Source organism: Variovorax sp. efr-133-TYG-130 (assembly GCF_030208835.1).
Taxonomy (GTDB): domain Bacteria; phylum Pseudomonadota; class Gammaproteobacteria; order Burkholderiales; family Burkholderiaceae_C; genus Variovorax.
Window position 1 is genome coordinate 305,055 of record NZ_JARVTD010000004.1, and the last position, 16,925, is coordinate 321,979.

A 16,925-nucleotide genomic window follows, 5' to 3' on the forward strand; every position below is an offset into this window, starting at 1 on the left:
GCTACCACTGGTAGCCGGCTTGCACCCGTCCTCCGACCTGCGCGCCGGAGCCGGTGGCGATGGACAGGCCACCGCCGATCTGCCAGTGCTCGTCGAACTGGTACGCGAAGCCCACACCGACCGCGCTCTGGCCCGCGTAGTTCGCGGCCGCCGCACCCACCCACCGGCGGCCGGCCTGCAGCATCGGCACCGAGGGCATGGCCATGGCCTGCGCGATGCCGCGCGCCGCGAACTCGCGCACGGACTGCACCTGGGCGCCGAGCTGTGCGCTCGAGCGTTCCAGCTGCGAGAGGTTGACGGCGTCCGTGGGCAGGGTGCCCGGGGCCACGTTGGCGACCTGGCGCGGCGCGCCCGCGCTGCCCACGCTTACCGTGGAGGGCCGGTCGGCCACCGAGCCCTGGCCGAGCGCTACCGACTCGGGCGCCAGTGCCTGCGCGTTCGCGCCCAGCGCCACCGCGTTGGCCCCGTTGGCCAGCGAACCCGCGCCGATGGCGACGGTCGGGTCGGCCAGCGCCCGCGCGCCGTCGCCGATGGCCAGCGAACCCGCATGGAGCGCCTGCGCATTGCGCCCGATCGCCTGCGCCCCGTCCCCCTGCGCCGAGGCACCGATGCCCACCGCGACGGCGCCCATCCCGGTAGCGGTGGCAGCGGCCTGCCCGGCCACCGAACAGCGCAGCGCGCCACCGTCCACGGTGCACACGCCCAGCTGGCCGTTCACCACTGCCTGCAGCTGCACCGACTGCGCCTGGATCTGCGTGGTGTGCGACTGCAGCTGCTGCGTCATGTCGATCACCTGCGAGCCCTGCGTGGTCGCGAGGGTCAGGGCCTGTTCGGCAGTGGTGCGCACGCCATGGAGCTGAGCGCCGTTGACGGCATCGGTGGATGTGGCGCTGACATCGCCCGCGGTGACGCCGCCGATGCGCCCTGCATTGGCGATGCCGGCGCCGCGGTTGTCGATGCCGCCCTGGGTGACCAGCCGACCGCTCACCACCGCGCCCCCGCCGACGGACAGGGAGCCGGCGCTGACCTGGCCGCTGGCCTCGACGCCCGCGACGTTGGTCAGCGTGCGCCCGCTGCCCGGGCTGCCGAACGACACCACGTCGCTGCGGCCGCCGTCGCTGCTCTGGGCGCCGATGGCCACCGAGTTCTGCCCCCGCGCCTCGCTGAGCGCCCCAAGGGCCATGGAACCCAGGCCGCTGGCCAATGCACTGCGGCCCATCGCCAGCGCGCCGTCGGCATTGGCGAAGCTGGCATAGCCCAGCGCCAGGGCGCCGTAGCCGGACGCGCGCGCCGCCGAGCCCAGCACCGCGCTGCCATAGCCGCTGGCATCGCTGTCGGCGCCGACGGCCACGCTGCGTTCTTCGCGGGCCTTGCTGTTGACGCCCAAGGCGCTGGCGCGCACGCCGCTCGCCTGGCTGTCGTTGCCCACCGCGACCGACCGCTCCGCGCTGGCCGCGCTGTCCGCGCCGATCGACACCGCCTCCACGGCCGACGCCGCGCTGCGGTAGCCCAGGGCTACCGATGACTCCCCGCTGGCCTTGGCGACGTTGCCCACCGCCAGGGCCGAGCCGGCACTGGCCTCGGTGAAGGAGCCGATCGCGGTGGCCGAATTCGCGCTGGCTTTGCTGGAGAGGCCTATTGCGGTCGCGCCGTTGGCCGCCGCCTGGGCACGGAGCCCGTAGGCCGAAGCCGAGCCGCCGCTGGCCGTGGCCGATCGCCCGATCGCCGTGTTGCCCGACGTCAGGTCGATGCCGGCCTGCGACTCGGCGCCGCCGGCGATGTTGCTCTGGCAGTCGGCCTGCACCACGTCGCGGGCCGTGCTGAAGCCGGAGTAGGCGCCTTCGTCGCGGCTGCTGTAGAGCGTGCCGCCCGGGCACACGTTGGGATTGAGCACCTGCGCCTGCGCGTGCGGCGTGCAAAGGTGCAGCGCGCACAGCGCCGATGCCGCAGTCAGCAGGCGCGGTGATGGATGACGTTGCATGATGGTTTCTCCTCGCTGAAGCGGCTCCGTGGGCCAACACGGCGATGCTGCGTGCGCGAAGCGCCTTGCCCCTACCACGCTTTGTGGTAGCCTGCGGCGCCCCCGCCTGCCCGGCCCCTGCCCGGCCCTTGTGCACAGCCCGCGCGCCATGCCTCCACGGACGTCACCCTCCGATCCAGCCGCCCTGACCTCTTCCGGCGCCGAGCCGCTGCCGCTGCTGCGGATGGCACGCACCACCGGCAGCGAACGCTTCCAGCATGAGCTGCTGCGCCGCCTGCTGGATGAATTCCGTGCCGACCATGGCGCCATCAACACCTGGCATCCGCGCAGCTTTGTCTCGTCGGTGGGCATCGGCTACGACCTGGCCGCGATGAGCGAGCAATGGAACCGCATCAACGGTGCGGAGCTGGACTTCATTACCTTCGCCATGCGCGCGCAGCCCGAGCAGGCCGCATTCGCCAACGACGACGACCCGCGCTGGAAGCAGACGCCGCCGGCATGGCGCGAATTCCTGTCGCGCCACGGCATCGTCCACCAGATGGGCGTGGCGATTCCCTTCGAGGGCAGCGACACCTTCGTGCACCTCTACCTCAACCGTGGCCCGGGTTCACCGGCGCACACCGAGCGCGATGCGCGCGCGCTGACCGCACTCACGCCGCAGATCCGCGAGGCCATGCTGGTCAACCGGCTGTACGCGCATGCCCGCCAGGGCCTGGACGAGGAGGCGCAGCCGCTGGCCCTCACCGACTCGCAGGGCTGGGTGTTGTTCGCCAACCGCGCCTTCTGCGCAGCCTGGCCTGCGCTCGCGGAACTGGCGGGCGCGACCTCGCCGCGCCTGCCCGATGCCTGGCTGTCGGGCAGGCGCGGGGCGCTGCGGCGGCTGGAGGCCGCCGGCTGGTCGATCGAGGTCGGCCGCGACGACAGCGGCCTGCGCGTCGCCTTGCGCCGTCGCCCCTCGCGCGACGGCGTCGCCACCCTCACGCCCCGGCAGGCCGAGATCGCGCGGCTGTATTGCGCGGGGCATTCCAGCAAGGATGTGGCCCTGCGGCTCGGCCTGTCGCCGGCCACGGTGCGAGTGCATCTGCGCAACGCCTACGACCGCGCGGGCGTGGGCAGCCGCGCGGCGCTGCGGGCCTGGCTGGCCATCTGAGGTACCCATCCCGGGGTGCCGCGGCGCGGCATGCGTGCTACGCTCCCGGCGATACAGGATGCCCACGGCATCCGCATTCCATTTCCCTCCTGCCATCGCATGAAACAAGCCTCCCACATCGCGGTGCTCGACGATGAAGTCGACATCACGCTGCTGCTGGCCAACTACCTTCAAGGCCACGGCTTCCGGGTCACCCAGGTCCACGACGGCCGCTCGCTGACGACGCTCATGGGCACGGACCCGGCGGACCTCGTGCTGCTCGACCTGGGCCTGCCCGGCGAAGACGGCTTTTCCATTGCCCGCCGCATCCGCGAAAACTGGCGCTGCGGCCTCGTCATCGTCACAGGCCGCGGCGACGCCGTGGACAAGATCGTGGGCCTGGAAGTCGGGGCGGACGACTACGTCACCAAGCCCTTCGACCTGCGCGAACTGGTCGCGCGGGTCAAGGCGGTGCTGCGGCGCCTGACGCCGGATGCGCCCGCCGCGCCGGCCGCGGCCGCCACCGCCTCCCCCGACCGGTTGCGCTTCGCCGGCTGGCGGCTGGACACCGCCGCGCGCAGCCTGCACAGCCCGCAGGGCGAAGAGGTGCCGCTCACGGGCGGCGAGTTCGATCTCCTGTGCGCCTTCGCCCGGCACCCCGGCCGCGTGCTGTCGCGCGATTTCCTGCTCGAGCAGACTCGCGGCCGCGAGGCGGCTCCCTTCGACCGCACGATCGACGTGCAGGTCGGCCGGCTGCGCAAGAAGATCGAGGCCGATGTGGACGACCCGCAGCTCATCAAGTCGGTGCGCGGCGCGGGCTACATCCTGGTACCGCCCGTTTCCAATGACTGATTCCGGAAACACCCCGCCTTTGCGGCCCGGCCGGCTGCCCATCCCGGGTCTGCCGTCGGGCATCGAGGAAGGCAGCGTGTTCCGCTCGCTTTTCATCGCCTATCCGGATTCGCTGCTGCTGGTGGACCAGTCGGGCCACATCATGCTGGCCAACCCCTCGGCCGCCGCGCTGATGGGCTACACCGTCGACGAACTGGTCGGGCTGAACGTGGACGTGCTGGTGCCCGACAGCATCCGTCCGCGACATGCGTCCTACCGGGAGGCGTATGGCCGCGCCCCGCGTCCGCGTCCCATGGGCACGCACATGGAGCTGGTGGCCAAGCGCAAGGACGGCAGCGAGGTCATGGTCGAGATCGCGCTGAGTCCGCTGCAGGACCACGGGCTGCCGTTCGTGGTGGCGGCCATCCGCGACATCGGCGCCTATCCCCGCGTGAAGCAGGCACTGCAGCGCGCCCGGTACAGCGAGCATCTCGCCCAGTTGGGGCGCCTCGCCGTCGACACGCGCGACTTGCAGGTGGTGCTCAAGCATGTGCCGGAGATCATCACCACGGCGCTGCAGGTCGAAGTGGCGGTGGTCTGGCTGCTCGACAACAACCGCCTTGAATTCCGCGTGGCCAGCGGCGTCGGCCTGATCGCGGGCGAGGAGGTCGGGATGCGGCTGGCCAACCGGCCCGACACGCCCCCTGGCTTCGTGCTCTCACAGGGCCGGCCTGTCGTGGTGCCCGACTACCGCACCGAGCAACGCTTCGCGGTGCCCCAGGCCTACCTCGACGCCGGCCTGACCAGCGCGCTGGCGGTGCCGTTGTCCGATCGGGGACGAGTGATCGGCATGCTGTCGGTGCGCTCGAAGGAGGCCAAGCGCTTCGGCGACGAGGAGCTGCGCTTCCTGGAGTCGCTGTCCAGCCTGCTCGCCACCAGCCTGCAGCGCGTGCAGACCGAGGAGGCGCTCAACCATGCGCAGCGGCTCGAAAGCGTCGGCCAGCTCACCGGCGGCATCGCGCACGACTTCAACAATCTGCTGACGGTGATCCAGGGCAACCTGCAGGTGCTGGGAGAACTGCCCGCGCTGGCGCAGGACGCCTACGCGCAGCAATTGGTGAACGCCGCCACGCGCGCCTCGCGGCGCGGCGCCGAACTGACGGGCAAGCTGCTGGCGTTTTCCAGGCGCCAGGTGCTGCAGCCGATGGCGGTGGACACCCATGCGTTGCTGCATTCGCTGGCCGACATGCTGCGCCGCACGCTCGATCAGCGCATCGGGATCGAGATCGATACCGCCCCCGGCTGCCCGCCGGTGCTGGCGGACCCCGGACAACTGGAGTCGGCGCTGCTGAACATCGCGATCAATGCGCGCGACGCCATGCCTGAAGGGGGCATCCTCCGGTTCCGTACCGAGATGTGCGATGCGCTGCCGGCCGTCCTGCACAGCCCTCACAGCGACTTGCAAAACCCTGCCCACGGCCGCTTCGTGGCGATATCCGTCGCCGACAACGGCACCGGCATGGACGAAGAAGTGAAGGAGCGCGCCTTCGAGCCCTTCTTCACCACCAAGGAGGCCGGACGCGGCACGGGCCTGGGCCTGAGCACGGTCTATGGCTTCGTCAAGCAGTCCAGGGGAGGAATCGTCATCGACAGCAAGCCGGGCCAGGGCACGACGGTGAGGCTGTATCTGCCGCTGCTCGAAGCGGCCGACCCGCCCGGCGTCGAGGATGAGGAGCGCCCCGACGAGACCATCGCGCCAGGCCTGCGCGTGATGCTGGTGGAGGACGACGCCGAGGTCCGCAACGTGGTGCACACCTTCCTGACAACGCTGGGCTGCGAAATCACCACGGCCGCCACGGGCGAGCAGGCACTCATGGCGATGGACGCCGGCGGTGTCGCCTTCGACCTGCTCCTGAGCGACATCGCGCTCGGCCCGGGCATGCGCGGCACGCGGCTGGGCGCCGAGGCACGACAGCGCTTTCCACAGATGGCGGTGCTGCTGATGTCGGGCTTTTCGTCCGAGTTGCTGGATGCGGACCGCGAGGTCCCGCAGGATTGGGAGTTGCTGCGCAAGCCCTACACGCGCTCCGAACTCGCGCGGGCGATTTGCAGGGTGATGGCCGGCCGCGCCTGAGCGCGGCGGCTGCGCCCGTTCATTGCAGCATCGCGGGTGCCGGCGCCAGGCAGCGCTGCACGAAGGCCGACAGCGCCCCCACGTCGGGAATCTGCACGTCGCGGCGGCCCTTCTCGGCAAAGCCGATGACGTTGTCGCGCGCCAGCCGCGACAGTGCCCGGCTCACGGTTTCCAGCGTCATGCCCAGGTAGTTGCCGATCTCCGCGCGGGTCATGCGCAAGGTGATCTGGTCGGTGCGCATGCCGCGCTCGGCCAGCGATTCGGCCCAATAACGCAGGAAGTCGGCCACGCGCGCATCGGCCGGCAGTGTGCAGACCGACATCAGCGAATCGCGGTCGTGGGCGATCTCGCGGCTCATCGCGGTGTGCAACACCTGCAGCAGGGCAGGATGCGAGACGCAGGCGCGCATCAGTGCTTCGTAGGAAACCATCCAGATCTCACCCGTGTCCATCGCCACCGCGTCGCAGGAATAGCTGCCATCGGCGATGCCGTCGAAGCCGAGCCAGTCGCCGCGGAACTTCAGGCCGACCACCTGTTCGCGGCCGTCCGCCGTGAGGTTCACGATCTTGAAGAAACCCGAGTTCAGGATGTAGAGATTGCCGAAGCGTTCGCCGGCCTGGTAGATCACATCGCCCGTATGCACGACACGGCGCTGCGGCTTCAGCTGCTCGGCCAACAGCCTGAGGTTGTCGGACGTCTGCTGGCCCGTCATGGCCGTTGCTGTCTTCTCGTTGGTGGCAATCGTGAGCATCTGGAACTCCTGGGTTGTCTGTCGCGTGTCTTTCGATGGATGGATGCTAGGAAGCCGACGGCAATGCAGAGACAACGTTCGGAATCGGTGCGTAACGCTCGGTGAACCGAATGTGTCCGGCGTGTATCAGCGCCGCGGCCTTGACCTGAATCAAGTTCGGTGCGAGCAGTCTGACTAGCCTCGACGGGTCACATACCGATCATTCCCATGCGCCTTCCGAACCGACTCCGCGAGCCCGAGGCCGGGCCCCAGCTTTCCCCGCTGGACGTGGCGAGCCTGCTGTGCCGGGCGCGCATGCTGCAGCGCGCCGCGTTGGAGGGAACCACGCCCAAACCGCTGCGCGGCAAGAATCTGGGGCTGCTGTACGAAACCCCCTGCGATGCGGCGCATGCGCTGTTCTGCGATGCCGCGGAGCGGTTGGGAGCGCGCGTTGCCACGATGCGCTCGAGCCTGTCGCTCGACACACCGCCGCAGGAGCTACGGCACACCGCCCGCATGCTCGGGCGCCTCTACGAGGCCGTGGAGTGCCAGGACATGGACCCGGCCCTGGTGCGGCAGATCGGCGAGCACGCGGGCATTCCGGTGTTCTACGGCGCCGCCATGGAAGACCATCCGGCCGTCCGGCTTGCCGAACTGCTCGGCGACGGGACTTCCCTGGCCGACAACCGGCGTTTCATGGTGCAGGCCCTGCTGCTGGAGCACATCGGCTGAGCCGCCTGGCGCATTCCGCGCCGGCCTTGATCCAGCGCAATGCGCCCGGGCGGGCTGCTTCCTACAGTGGATTGCACGGCCGTTTCGATGACAGCGCGACGCGCCGACTTTCCAACCACTGACCGCAAGGAATTCCCATGAAGACCGATACCCAATTGCGCGACGATGTCCAGGCCGAACTGAGCTGGGACCCGGCTTTCAAGGCGTCCGACATCGGCGTGATCGTCAAGGACGGCGTGGTGACCCTCACCGGCCACCTCTCCAGCCATGCGGAGAAGTACGCCGCGGAGCGCGCCGTGCAGCGCGTGCACGGCGTGAAGGCGGTGGCCGTCGAAATGACGGTGAAGCTGCCGTTCGGCAATGAGCGCACCGACGCCGACATCGCCATGGCGGCCGAGCGCGCGCTCGAATGGAACGTGCTGGTGCCGGACGGCAGGATCCGCCCCATGGTCGAAAAGGGCTGGCTCACGCTCCAGGGCGAAGTCGAGTGGGGCTACCAGCGCAGCGCCGCCGAAGGCGCGGTGCGCGACCTCATGGGCGTGACCGGCGTGTCCAATCTCGTGAAGGTCAAGCCAAAGCTGAGCCCCGCCGACGTGGAAAAGAAGATCCACGACGCGCTTTCCCGCCAGGCCGACCGCGAGGCCCGCCGGCTCTCCATCAGCGTCGACGGTTCGCAGGTCACGCTGCGCGGCGTCGTGCATTCCTGGGCCGAGCGCGACGCGGTGCAAGGCGCCGCGTGGGCCACGCCCGGCGTCTCGGTCGTTGTGAACGACCTGCTCGTGGACGCCTGAGCATGCGCGTCGCGCTCGTGAGCGCCTGAACATCATGCGTGCAATGGTGCTCGGCGCGGCGTGGCTTCCCCTCGAACTGGAGTGCCGCGCGACTCCGCAGCCCGGTCCCGGCGAACTGCGCCTGCGCGTGCTGGCCTGCGCGGTCTGCCGTACCGACCTGCACATCGTCGACGGCGAATTGCCGCTGCCCGTGCTGCCGATCGTGCCGGGGCATGAAATCGTCGGGGTGGTGGATGCGCTCGGAGCGGGCGTCGAGGGCTTTGCCATCGGCGAGCGGGTGGGCGTGCCCTGGCTGGGCCACAGCTGCGGCTGCTGCGCCTTCTGCCTGGACGCGCACGAGAACCTGTGCGATGCGCCGCGCTTCACCGGCTACCACCGCGACGGCGGCTTCGCGAGCCACGTGATCGCGGAGGCGGCGTTCTGCCTGACGCTGAAGCTGCCTGAAACCGACGCAGCGCGCATCGCTCCCCTGCTTTGTGCGGGCCTGATCGGCTGGCGCAGCCTCAAGGCCGCGGGCGAGGTCGCGCATGCGCGCCGGCTGGGCCTCTACGGTTTCGGCGCCGCCGCGCATCTCATGACGCAGGTGGCCGTCGCCCAGGGGCGCGAGGTGTACGCCTTCTCGCGGCCCGGCGACCATGCCACCCAGGCCCTTGCGCGCAGCCTGGGTGCGGCATGGGCTGGCGGCTCGGACCAGCGCCCGCCCGAACCGCTGGATGCGGCCATCCTGTTCGCGCCTGCCGGCGAGCTCGTGCCGGCCGCTTTGCGCGCCGTGCGCAAGGGCGGCCGGGTCGTCCGCGGCGGCATCCACATGAGCGACATCCCGTCCTTCGCCTACCGCTTGCTCTGGGAAGAGCGCAGCGTGGTCTCCGTGGCGAACCTGACGCGCGCCGATGCGCGCGAGTTCCTGGATTTCGCCCAGTCCCACCCGCTGCGCGTGCACGTGAAGACCTATGCGCTCACCCAGGCCAACGAGGCCCTGGCCGATCTGCGCGCGGGGCGGATCGAGGGCGCGGCGGTGCTGGTGCCGTGAGCCGGCACGGCACCTGCCGTGCCTGCCTTCGCGCTCAATGCGACATCAGCACCGGCAGCGTCATCCACTGAAGGATCGACAGCGTCGCCCCGCTCATCACCCATTCGCGTGCCCGGCTGTGGCCGTAGCAGCCCATGACCAGCAGGTCCGCGCTCAGGTCGGCCGCGAAGGACAGCAGCTTGTTGCCGGCGTCGTCCTCCTTGTTGCCGCCCGGGTGCAGGGTGGCATTGGCGACACCCTGGGCCCGCAGGTACTCCTGCAGGCGCTGCAGTGCGCCCTCGGCGTCCTCGCCATAGGAGACCACGTGCACGCGAGCTGCGGTGCGCAGCCATGGCAGCGCCGCGGTCACCGCGCGCGCGGCTTCGCGGGTCTCCTTCCATGCCACCAGCACGTTGCGGCCGATGGGGCCGATGGGCCCCGCATAGGGCAGCACCAGCGCCGGCCGGCCGCTTTGCACCAGCACGCTGGGCAGGAAGTCGCCGGGCAGCTCGCCGTCCATCGGGTCGTCGCGGTCGCGCTGGCCCAGGATCATCAGGTCCGCATAGAGCGCGCGCCGCGCGAACCCCCAGGGCCCGTCGCTTTCGGGCTCCGCCCAATGAAGGCGCTGCGAGCCCGCGGTGTTGGCCATGAACGTGGCGTGCATCTTGTCGCGCGCCGCCTTGTCGATCTCCTGCATGATCGCGACGGCTTCGGCCGCACCCTCGATGGCGTACGGATAGCGCATGAGCGCGGACAGGGTGCACGGGCGGGCCGTGACCTCGGCATCGAAGGTCTCGGCCAGCTGGCGCGCCAGCTTGATTCGCTCCACCGTGCGGGCGGAGCCGTCGAGGTGAAGCAGGATGGATCCGGGCGTTTGCATGAAAGCTCCTTTGGTCGGCGGCCTGTGATGCGCAGACCTTAGGCCGTGGCTCGCGGTGCGGCATTGCGCTGCATCAACCGCGCGCTCCGGCGTGACCGCGGTGTTGCTTGATCGGGCGCAAACCCGCACGGTGGGCTCCAGCCTAGCCTCGGGCGAGTGCCCGGCTTGGCCTCGAAGCCGCATCCGGACATCGCGCTTGCCGTGGCACCGCCGGTATCACCAAAGGAACGACGAAATGACCTCCTTCCAACAAGCCTGCATCGTGGGTAGCGGCATCGGCGCGCTGTCCGCTGCGGTTCTGCTGATCCGCGATGCCGGCATGCCGGGCTCGCACATCCGCATCCTCGAGGAGTCCACGCTGCCCGGCGGCGCGCTCGACGGCGGCGGAGATGCGCGCCAGGGTTACGTGACGCGCGGCGGGCGCATGTTCACCGACGAGACCTACACCTGCCTGTGGAATGTGCTGGAGAGCATTCCCTCGCCCGGCACGCCGAACCGCACGGTGCGCGACGAGATCATGGCCTTCAACGCACTGTGGCGCTCCGATGCGCATGCCCGGCTGATCGACCGCAACCGCCGCATACTCGATGCCAGCGACCTGGGTTTCAACTTCCAGGACCGGCTGGAGCTCATGCGCCTGCTCGCCACACCCGAGCGCGCCCTGGGAACGAAGCGCATCGAGGAGTGCTTTTCCACGCACTTCCTGGACACCCATTTCTGGGCGATGTGGCGCACCACCTTCGCGTTCCAGAACTGGCACAGCGCGGTCGAGCTCAAGCGCTACATGCTGCGCTTCCTGCAGGAGCTGCCGCGCATCCACACCCTGGGCGGCGTGCGGCGCACCGAGTTCAACCAGTACGACGCCATCGTGCGCCCGATGGTGAAGTGGCTGCTGGAACACGGCGTGCGCTTCGACTACGGAACGCGCGTGTCCGATGCGGACTTCACCGCCGGCGCGCAGGGCCTGCGGCTCGACACGCTGCATTGCCTGCGGGAGGGGCGCCCGTTCACCTACAGCCTGGGCGCGCACGAGTGCGCCTTGATCACCATCGGGTCGATGGTGGCCGACTCGCGCAACGGCAACGATCACCAGGCACCGGAGCTGGTACGCGACCAGCGCGACGGCGCCTGGACGCTGTGGCGGAACATGGCGCGCAAGGCACCGTGCTTCGGCCGGCCCGAGGTTTTCTGCGGCAACGTCGACGAGAGCAAGTGGGAGTCGTTCACCCTCACGATGCGCAGCCCTCTGCTGATCCGGCGCATCCAGGCCTTCTCAGGCAACGCCCCCGGCACCGGCGGGCTCATGACCTTCAAGGACTCGAGCTGGCTGATGTCGATCGTGGTGCCGCACGCCCCGCATTTCGAGGACCAGCCTGAAAGCGTCTTCACCTTGTGGGGCTACGGCCTGCTGCTGGATACGCAGGGCAACTACATCGAGAAGACGATGTCCCAAGCCGGCGGCCAGGACATATTGACGGAGCTCATGCACCACCTGGGCTTCGAGGACATCCTCGAAGAAGTCCGGCGCACCACGACCGTGGTGCCGGTGATGATGCCGTACATCACCAGCGAGTTCGAATGCAGGAGCGCGTCGGACCGGCCTCCGGTCATACCCGCCGGCGCACGCAACTTCGCCTTGCTGGGCCAGTACGTGGAAATTCCCGAGGACGTGGTCTTCACCGTCGAGTATTCGGTGCGCGGCGCGATGCACGGTGTCTACGGACTCATGGGCCTGGACACGGAGGTGCCCGCCATCTACCACGGGATCGCCGACCCGAAGGTGGCGTTGGCCAGCCTGCGCACGCTGATGGGCTGACGCCGGGGACGGCACGCGTCGGCGCGCGAAGATTGATCCATATCAGGCGCTTGGCCGTGCGACCGCGCAAGATGTTTCTTCATCTGGCTCGACGAGAAACTCCCATGACCTTCTTCTTCTGGCTACGCATTGCGCTGTGCATTGCACTGGGCGCGGCCATCCTGTGGTGGGCATTGCGGCTGTTCATCATTCGGCTCACGCTCGACTGAGCCCTGCGCGGAGAAACGCTCATGTGCATGGCCTTGCTGAGGAAGCTCGCCAGCGTGCGGCTTCCCTGCACCGAAGCCGATCCCGCGATGATCGACAGGCTGCGTGTGCTCGAGGCCGCCGGCCATATCAGGGTGCTGATCCCGCCCGTGCATGTGGACTGCGATCACTGCATGCGCCAGCCCCCGGCGACCGTGCTCGAGATCACGCCTCGGGGGCGCAGGGTCCTGAGCACGGGGACGATCGAAGAGGAAACGCCATTGCCCGCCATGCGCAGGCGGCATGCCTTGACCGCCCGGTCAGGAGACTGAGGCCGGGCTCATCGCCGCGCCCCCCGCGAAACTACTGGATGCTGGAGGCGAACCATCGAAAGGTGTTCTTCCGGTTCTGCGAGTTTCCTCCCGTCCGGATGAACAGGAAGCCGAACTGCGCATTGCCCAGCGAGTCGACTGGAATGCCTGCGGCGCGCAAGGCCGCGATTTCATCGCGCAGGCTCAGGTCGAGCGGCAGTTTCAGTGTGATGGTCGCACTGTGGATCGTCTGCTTTTGCATGGTTCACTTCCCTTGCGTATCCCCGATGAATCCAACCGTTCCCTTACGAAGGTCCGGCAGCCAGGAGCCTTGCGCGCAGCATGCCTTCGCGCAACGCATCGACAACATCGGCAGGCATGCCGCCCGCTTGTCGAAAGTCGAAGGTCGTTGTCTCGCCCTCATCCGATCGCACGACGATGACGTCGCTCCCGGCGTTCGGTGAAACATCCCCGATGGCTTGATGCGCATCGACCGGCATCTCGGTCGCTCGCCGCAGGTACAGGTCGAAGCGTCCATGAAAACCGAGCGGCAGCAATTCACCCTGCCCCCCGCGGACGACTTGCCGATGACGCGGTCCGGGATAGAAAGCGGACGTCCAGCGAATGCGCGCCTTCGTGTCGTCGACGGAGGTCACGCGGGCTCCGATGAAAACCGCGCCGGGCGCGAACATGCGGAACTCCCCGAGTGCCTCGAAATACCGGAACTGACGGTCGACACGGTCCTGAACCCAGGCGATCCCGTACCCGTTGGACTTCCACGCACGCGAGGCCAGGCAGGCGGCCCTCACACGCTCGCCGAGCGTTCTGCCCGCAGCGAATTCGCTGACGGTTGCCAGGCGCAGATAGCGGTACATGGCCGTCAGAGGACGCGCACGGCGCCACTGACCAGACGATGCAACAACGGCATTGGCATGGGATTCCCTCAAGAACTGCCGGCAGCGAATGATTTTTTGGGGGCCGGCGCGAACTCATCCTAAGACTGCGCAACGACTAAATCCAGGATAGAAATTTCGTCTGGTGGACACAAGACTATCCGCGTCGGATGGGTGGGGTGCCTCACGAGTCGGAGCGACTCATCTGGTCACATGAACCATCGCCGATAGCCCCTGTCCGGGTGATGGAAGAGCTATCATCGATTTTCTTTCTATCTCAAACAGCGCCTACCCTAGGGCTGTGAATAGCCGTCAACTAATTCGCGAAGGACGCAAGCGCCTCCAGATGAGCGAGCAGCAATTTGCTGATGCGCTGGGGGTTAGCCGTGGCGCAGTACAGCAATGGGAAAAGCAAGGCGGCACAGCTCCGAAGCGGGCCAATCAGGCACGCGTGGCGAAACTGCTCGGGATTTCCGTCGCCGAACTGGTCTCGGGCGTGTCGGCGGGCGCACGAGGGGTCGACGTGCGTGCTGAAGTTCCCCTGGTCTCCGAGGTCGAGGCGGGCAACTACACCGTCATCGACAACTTCAAGCCGACGACGCAATTCGACGCCATCCCTGTGAGCGTGCCGGTCAAGCGGCACACCTACGCACTGCGGGTTCATGGCGACAGCATGGTCAGCGAAAGCGGCGACTCCTTTCCCGCCGGATCCATCCTGATCGTCGAACCCGAGATGGAGGCCCTTCCCGGCGACTATGTCATCGCGGTGAACCATGCCAGCGAGACCACGTTCAAGCAACTCGTGAAAGACGGCGGAGACCTGTACCTCAAGCCGTTGAACAGCCGATATCCCATCAAGCTGCTCGGCAATGCGCGGGTCATCGGCGTCGTGCGCGAATTCACCAAGCGTTTTCGGTAGCGAGCGCAAAAAAATCGCAAGTATGTAGATAGATTTTCTACAAAGCGATACATTTTCCATCCTGGCGCGGCAATCGCCTGGCTCATTCGGGCAAGACGGCTGCGGTGGAAAGGATCGAACATGGATCCCCCGCAGCGGGTCGACCCCGGCGCGAGTTTTCGATGGCCGAAAGAACCGGTCGAAAACCATGGTTGCCGCAATCCTGGCGGAAGCAGGCGGCAATGAAGCTGATCCTGCCGCCACAGTACCGGGACCGGTTCGAATTCGTGTTCCACGTTGACCAGAGCTTCGATAGCCGGACAGTCGTGTGCAGGGCCGAGATCTTCGAGCATTCCGTCCTCAAAGCCGTCCTGCAGATCGTGGACACGAAGCGCACGCGGCTCGAAGTCGTCGATGCAGTCCTGGTTCGCTGCATCCGCTGGGCGGACCTCCGGATTCAGGACGAAGCGGGCGTCTGATTCATCTCTCTGCGTTAGCGGCACCAGGCGTCGATCTGTCGAACGAGGTCCGACCACAGCGCCTGCACGGCCACTGCGGCCAGCAGCACGCCAGCCACCCTCGCGCCCCAGGCCTGGCGTGTCCTGCCGCCAGCCAGCCGCAGACGCTGCCAGAGCCATGGCCCGACCAGCAGCGAGATGCCGCTGCCGGCAGCAAACAATGCCATCAGCGCTGCGCCCTCCAGCGCGCCGTTGGCCAGGCCTGCCAGCATCAATGCTGAGTACAGCAGCCCGCAAGGCAGCGCCACCCACAGCAGCCCGGTTGCAAGCACGCCCAGCCACGTGCCGCCGGCATGCGAGCGAAGACGCGATTCGAGCGAGCGGCCGATGCGCTGCGCCCACAGCGGCTGCCGGCCCGTGGCGGCCAGCATCGCGCCCCAGGCGAACACGAACACATGCAGCAGCACCCACAACGGCCGCAGCGCGGCAACCTGTGTGCTGGCCAGTGCGAGGCTGTCGACGCTGGCGGCGGCGACGGCGCCCGCCGCCGCGTAGCTCGCGAAGCGCCCCAGGTGGAAAGCGCCAGGTGCTGCGAACGTCGCCATTGCGCCGTGCTGCGCCGTGGGCGCGAGCGGCACGATGCGAATGACCGCCGACGAAGCCGCACCGCACATCGCCACGCAGTGCGGACCGCCGGCAAGGCCCATGACGAACGCGGCACCGGCGAGCGCGACCTGCATGTTCAGACCACGCGCGAAAAGCGCGTGCGGTTCGCGCGGGCGTAGCGGTCGAACACCATCGCGATGGCACGCACCAGGAACCAGCCTTGTTCGGTGACCGTGATGTCGTGATCGCTCAACCGCACCATGCCGCAGGCGACCAACGGCCCGAGCGCCGCGAATTCGGTGGCGAAGTAGTGCCGGAAATCGACGGCATGGGCCTCGCCCATGGCATCGAAGTCGACCCGGCCGCGGCACATCAGCGCCATGATCACCGCGCGGCGCAGCAAGTCGTCGCGCGACAGCACGAGGCCGCGCACCACGGGCAGGTGCCCCCGATCGAGAAGGTCGTAGTACTCGTCGAGCGTCTTGGCGTTCTGGCTGTAGGTGGCCCCCACGCGTCCGATGGCGGAGACGCCCAGCGCGATGAGGTCGCCATCGGGCCGCGTGCCGTAGCCCTGGAAGTCGCGCTGCAGCGTTCCGTGCCGCTTCGCGACGGCAAGCGGATCGTCTGGCAAAGCGAAATGATCCATGCCGATGTACACGTAGCCGGCTGCCGTGAGCACGTCGATCGCCCGCGCGAGCATGCGCACGCGCCCGGCCGCATCCGGCAGCTCCTCGGCCAGGATGCGACGCTGCGGCTTGAAGCGCTCCGGCAGGTGCGCGTAGGCGTACAGCGCGATGCGATCGGGCCGCAGTTCGCGGATCTGCGACAGCGTGCGTTCGAAGGAGGCATCGTTCTGCCGCGGCAGCCCGTAGATCAGGTCCACGTTGATCGACTCGAACCCCAGCGCACGCGCGGCCGCCATCAGAGAGAAGACCTGCGACGCCGGCTGAACGCGGTGCACGGCTTGCTGCACCGCGGGGTCGAAGTCCTGCACGCCGAAACTCAGGCGGTTGAACCCCAGCGCCGCGAGGTTCGACAGCCGCTGCGCGTCGACGGTGCGCGGGTCGATCTCTATCGAGCGCTCGCCGCCGCGCTCGAAGGAGAAGGAGCGGTGCAGCAGCGCGGCCAGCTCGGCCAGTTCCTGGTCGTCCAGGAAGGTCGGCGAGCCGCCGCCCAGGTGCAGCTGGCTCACGGTCGCGCCGCGCCCCAGCTGCGCCGCCTGCAGCTCGATCTCGCGCGCCAGGTAGGCGAGGTACTGGCGTCCCCGCTCCTTGTGGCGCGTGACGACCTTGTTGCAGGCGCAGTAGTAGCACAGCGATTCGCAGAACGGGATGTGCACGTAGAGCGACAACGGCGCCGCTTGCGCGCCGGCGTCGCGTCGCTCGCGCAGGGCCTGCAGATAGTCGTCTTCGCCGAAGGCCTCGACGAAGCGGTCGGCGGTGGGATAGGAGGTGTAGCGCGGCCCGGGAACGTCGAACTGCCGCAGCAGTTCGATCGGCAAGGCGGGCGCGGGAACGTCGAGGACAGCTGCTGAGGACAT

General features: G+C 68.4%; 17 protein-coding genes. 10 read left to right on the forward strand and 7 right to left on the reverse strand.

Annotation, left to right across the window (positions count from 1 at the left end):
- Position 1: 1 nt before the first annotated feature.
- On the reverse strand, positions 2–1,981 hold the full coding sequence (locus QRN67_RS07900; protein ID WP_285411355.1) for a YadA family autotransporter adhesin: 1,980 nt from the start codon (positions 1,979–1,981) through the stop codon (positions 2–4).
- 148 nt (positions 1,982–2,129) lie between these two features.
- Between QRN67_RS07900 and QRN67_RS07905 the strand changes: the two genes are divergently transcribed.
- The 3 genes from QRN67_RS07905 to QRN67_RS07915 all read left to right on the forward strand — a co-directional run bounded on the left by QRN67_RS07905 (position 2,130) and on the right by QRN67_RS07915 (position 6,075).
- On the forward strand, positions 2,130–3,131 hold the full coding sequence (locus QRN67_RS07905; protein ID WP_285411356.1) for a helix-turn-helix transcriptional regulator: 1,002 nt from the start codon (positions 2,130–2,132) through the stop codon (positions 3,129–3,131).
- Between the two features lie 99 nt (positions 3,132–3,230).
- The gene (locus QRN67_RS07910) at positions 3,231–3,962 is read left to right on the forward strand and encodes a winged helix-turn-helix domain-containing protein (RefSeq protein WP_081267728.1); all 732 of its coding nucleotides are present in this window, start codon (positions 3,231–3,233) and stop codon (positions 3,960–3,962) included.
- Positions 3,955–6,075 carry a PAS domain S-box protein gene (locus tag QRN67_RS07915; protein WP_285411357.1) on the forward strand — a complete coding sequence of 707 codons (2,121 nt, stop codon included), beginning with the start codon at positions 3,955–3,957 and terminating at the stop codon, positions 6,073–6,075. The genes QRN67_RS07910 and QRN67_RS07915 overlap by 8 nt, the downstream gene beginning before the upstream one ends.
- 19 nt (positions 6,076–6,094) lie before the next feature.
- On the opposite strand, the gene QRN67_RS07920 is transcribed toward QRN67_RS07915, so the two are convergent.
- Entirely contained in the window at positions 6,095–6,826 is a 732-nt protein-coding gene (locus QRN67_RS07920; protein ID WP_081267730.1) for a Crp/Fnr family transcriptional regulator, read from the reverse strand.
- A 207-nt stretch (positions 6,827–7,033) separates the two neighbouring features.
- Here QRN67_RS07920 and QRN67_RS07925 point away from each other — a divergent pair, with 207 nt between their 5' ends.
- The 3 genes from QRN67_RS07925 to QRN67_RS07935 all read left to right on the forward strand — a co-directional run bounded on the left by QRN67_RS07925 (position 7,034) and on the right by QRN67_RS07935 (position 9,358).
- Positions 7,034–7,537 (forward strand): Rossmann-fold NAD(P)-binding domain-containing protein, encoded by a 504-nt coding sequence (locus tag QRN67_RS07925; RefSeq protein ID WP_285411358.1) that lies wholly within the window; start codon positions 7,034–7,036, stop codon positions 7,535–7,537.
- A 137-nt stretch (positions 7,538–7,674) separates the two neighbouring features.
- The gene (locus tag QRN67_RS07930; RefSeq protein ID WP_285411359.1) at positions 7,675–8,328 is read left to right on the forward strand and encodes a BON domain-containing protein; all 654 of its coding nucleotides are present in this window, start codon (positions 7,675–7,677) and stop codon (positions 8,326–8,328) included.
- 34 nt (positions 8,329–8,362) lie between these two features.
- Positions 8,363–9,358 (forward strand): zinc-dependent alcohol dehydrogenase family protein, encoded by a 996-nt coding sequence (locus QRN67_RS07935; RefSeq protein ID WP_285411360.1) that lies wholly within the window; start codon positions 8,363–8,365, stop codon positions 9,356–9,358.
- 34 nt (positions 9,359–9,392) lie between these two features.
- On the opposite strand, the gene QRN67_RS07940 is transcribed toward QRN67_RS07935, so the two are convergent.
- Positions 9,393–10,217: a universal stress protein gene (locus tag QRN67_RS07940; RefSeq protein WP_285411361.1), complete on the reverse strand. Its 825-nt coding sequence runs from the start codon at positions 10,215–10,217 to the stop codon at positions 9,393–9,395.
- Positions 10,218–10,452: 235 nt separating this feature from the next.
- On the opposite strand from QRN67_RS07940, the gene QRN67_RS07945 reads away from it, so the two are divergent.
- Complete coding sequence (locus QRN67_RS07945) at positions 10,453–12,033, forward strand: oleate hydratase (RefSeq protein WP_503010878.1); 1,581 nt, start codon at positions 10,453–10,455, stop codon at positions 12,031–12,033.
- A 236-nt stretch (positions 12,034–12,269) separates the two neighbouring features.
- A complete protein-coding gene (locus QRN67_RS07950) occupies positions 12,270–12,551 on the forward strand; it encodes a hypothetical protein (RefSeq protein WP_285411363.1) in 282 nt (93 codons plus the stop codon).
- Positions 12,552–12,582: 31 nt separating this feature from the next.
- Here QRN67_RS07950 and QRN67_RS07955 read toward each other — a convergent pair whose 3' ends face one another.
- The gene (locus QRN67_RS07955; protein WP_081267737.1) at positions 12,583–12,792 is read right to left on the reverse strand and encodes a hypothetical protein; all 210 of its coding nucleotides are present in this window, start codon (positions 12,790–12,792) and stop codon (positions 12,583–12,585) included.
- Between the two features lie 43 nt (positions 12,793–12,835).
- Positions 12,836–13,405: a hypothetical protein gene (locus tag QRN67_RS07960; protein WP_285411364.1), complete on the reverse strand. Its 570-nt coding sequence runs from the start codon at positions 13,403–13,405 to the stop codon at positions 12,836–12,838.
- A gap of 319 nt (positions 13,406–13,724) precedes the next feature.
- On the opposite strand from QRN67_RS07960, the gene QRN67_RS07965 reads away from it, so the two are divergent.
- Both QRN67_RS07965 and QRN67_RS07970 read left to right on the forward strand, forming a co-directional pair.
- Positions 13,725–14,342: a LexA family protein gene (locus QRN67_RS07965; protein WP_285411365.1), complete on the forward strand. Its 618-nt coding sequence runs from the start codon at positions 13,725–13,727 to the stop codon at positions 14,340–14,342.
- A 221-nt stretch (positions 14,343–14,563) separates the two neighbouring features.
- Complete coding sequence (locus QRN67_RS07970) at positions 14,564–14,800, forward strand: hypothetical protein (protein WP_285411366.1); 237 nt, start codon at positions 14,564–14,566, stop codon at positions 14,798–14,800.
- Between the two features lie 14 nt (positions 14,801–14,814).
- On the opposite strand, the gene QRN67_RS07975 is transcribed toward QRN67_RS07970, so the two are convergent.
- The gene (locus QRN67_RS07975; RefSeq protein ID WP_285411367.1) at positions 14,815–15,519 is read right to left on the reverse strand and encodes a sulfite exporter TauE/SafE family protein; all 705 of its coding nucleotides are present in this window, start codon (positions 15,517–15,519) and stop codon (positions 14,815–14,817) included.
- 2 nt (positions 15,520–15,521) lie between these two features.
- Positions 15,522–16,925: an oxygen-independent coproporphyrinogen III oxidase gene (gene hemN / locus QRN67_RS07980; protein ID WP_285411368.1), complete on the reverse strand. Its 1,404-nt coding sequence runs from the start codon at positions 16,923–16,925 to the stop codon at positions 15,522–15,524.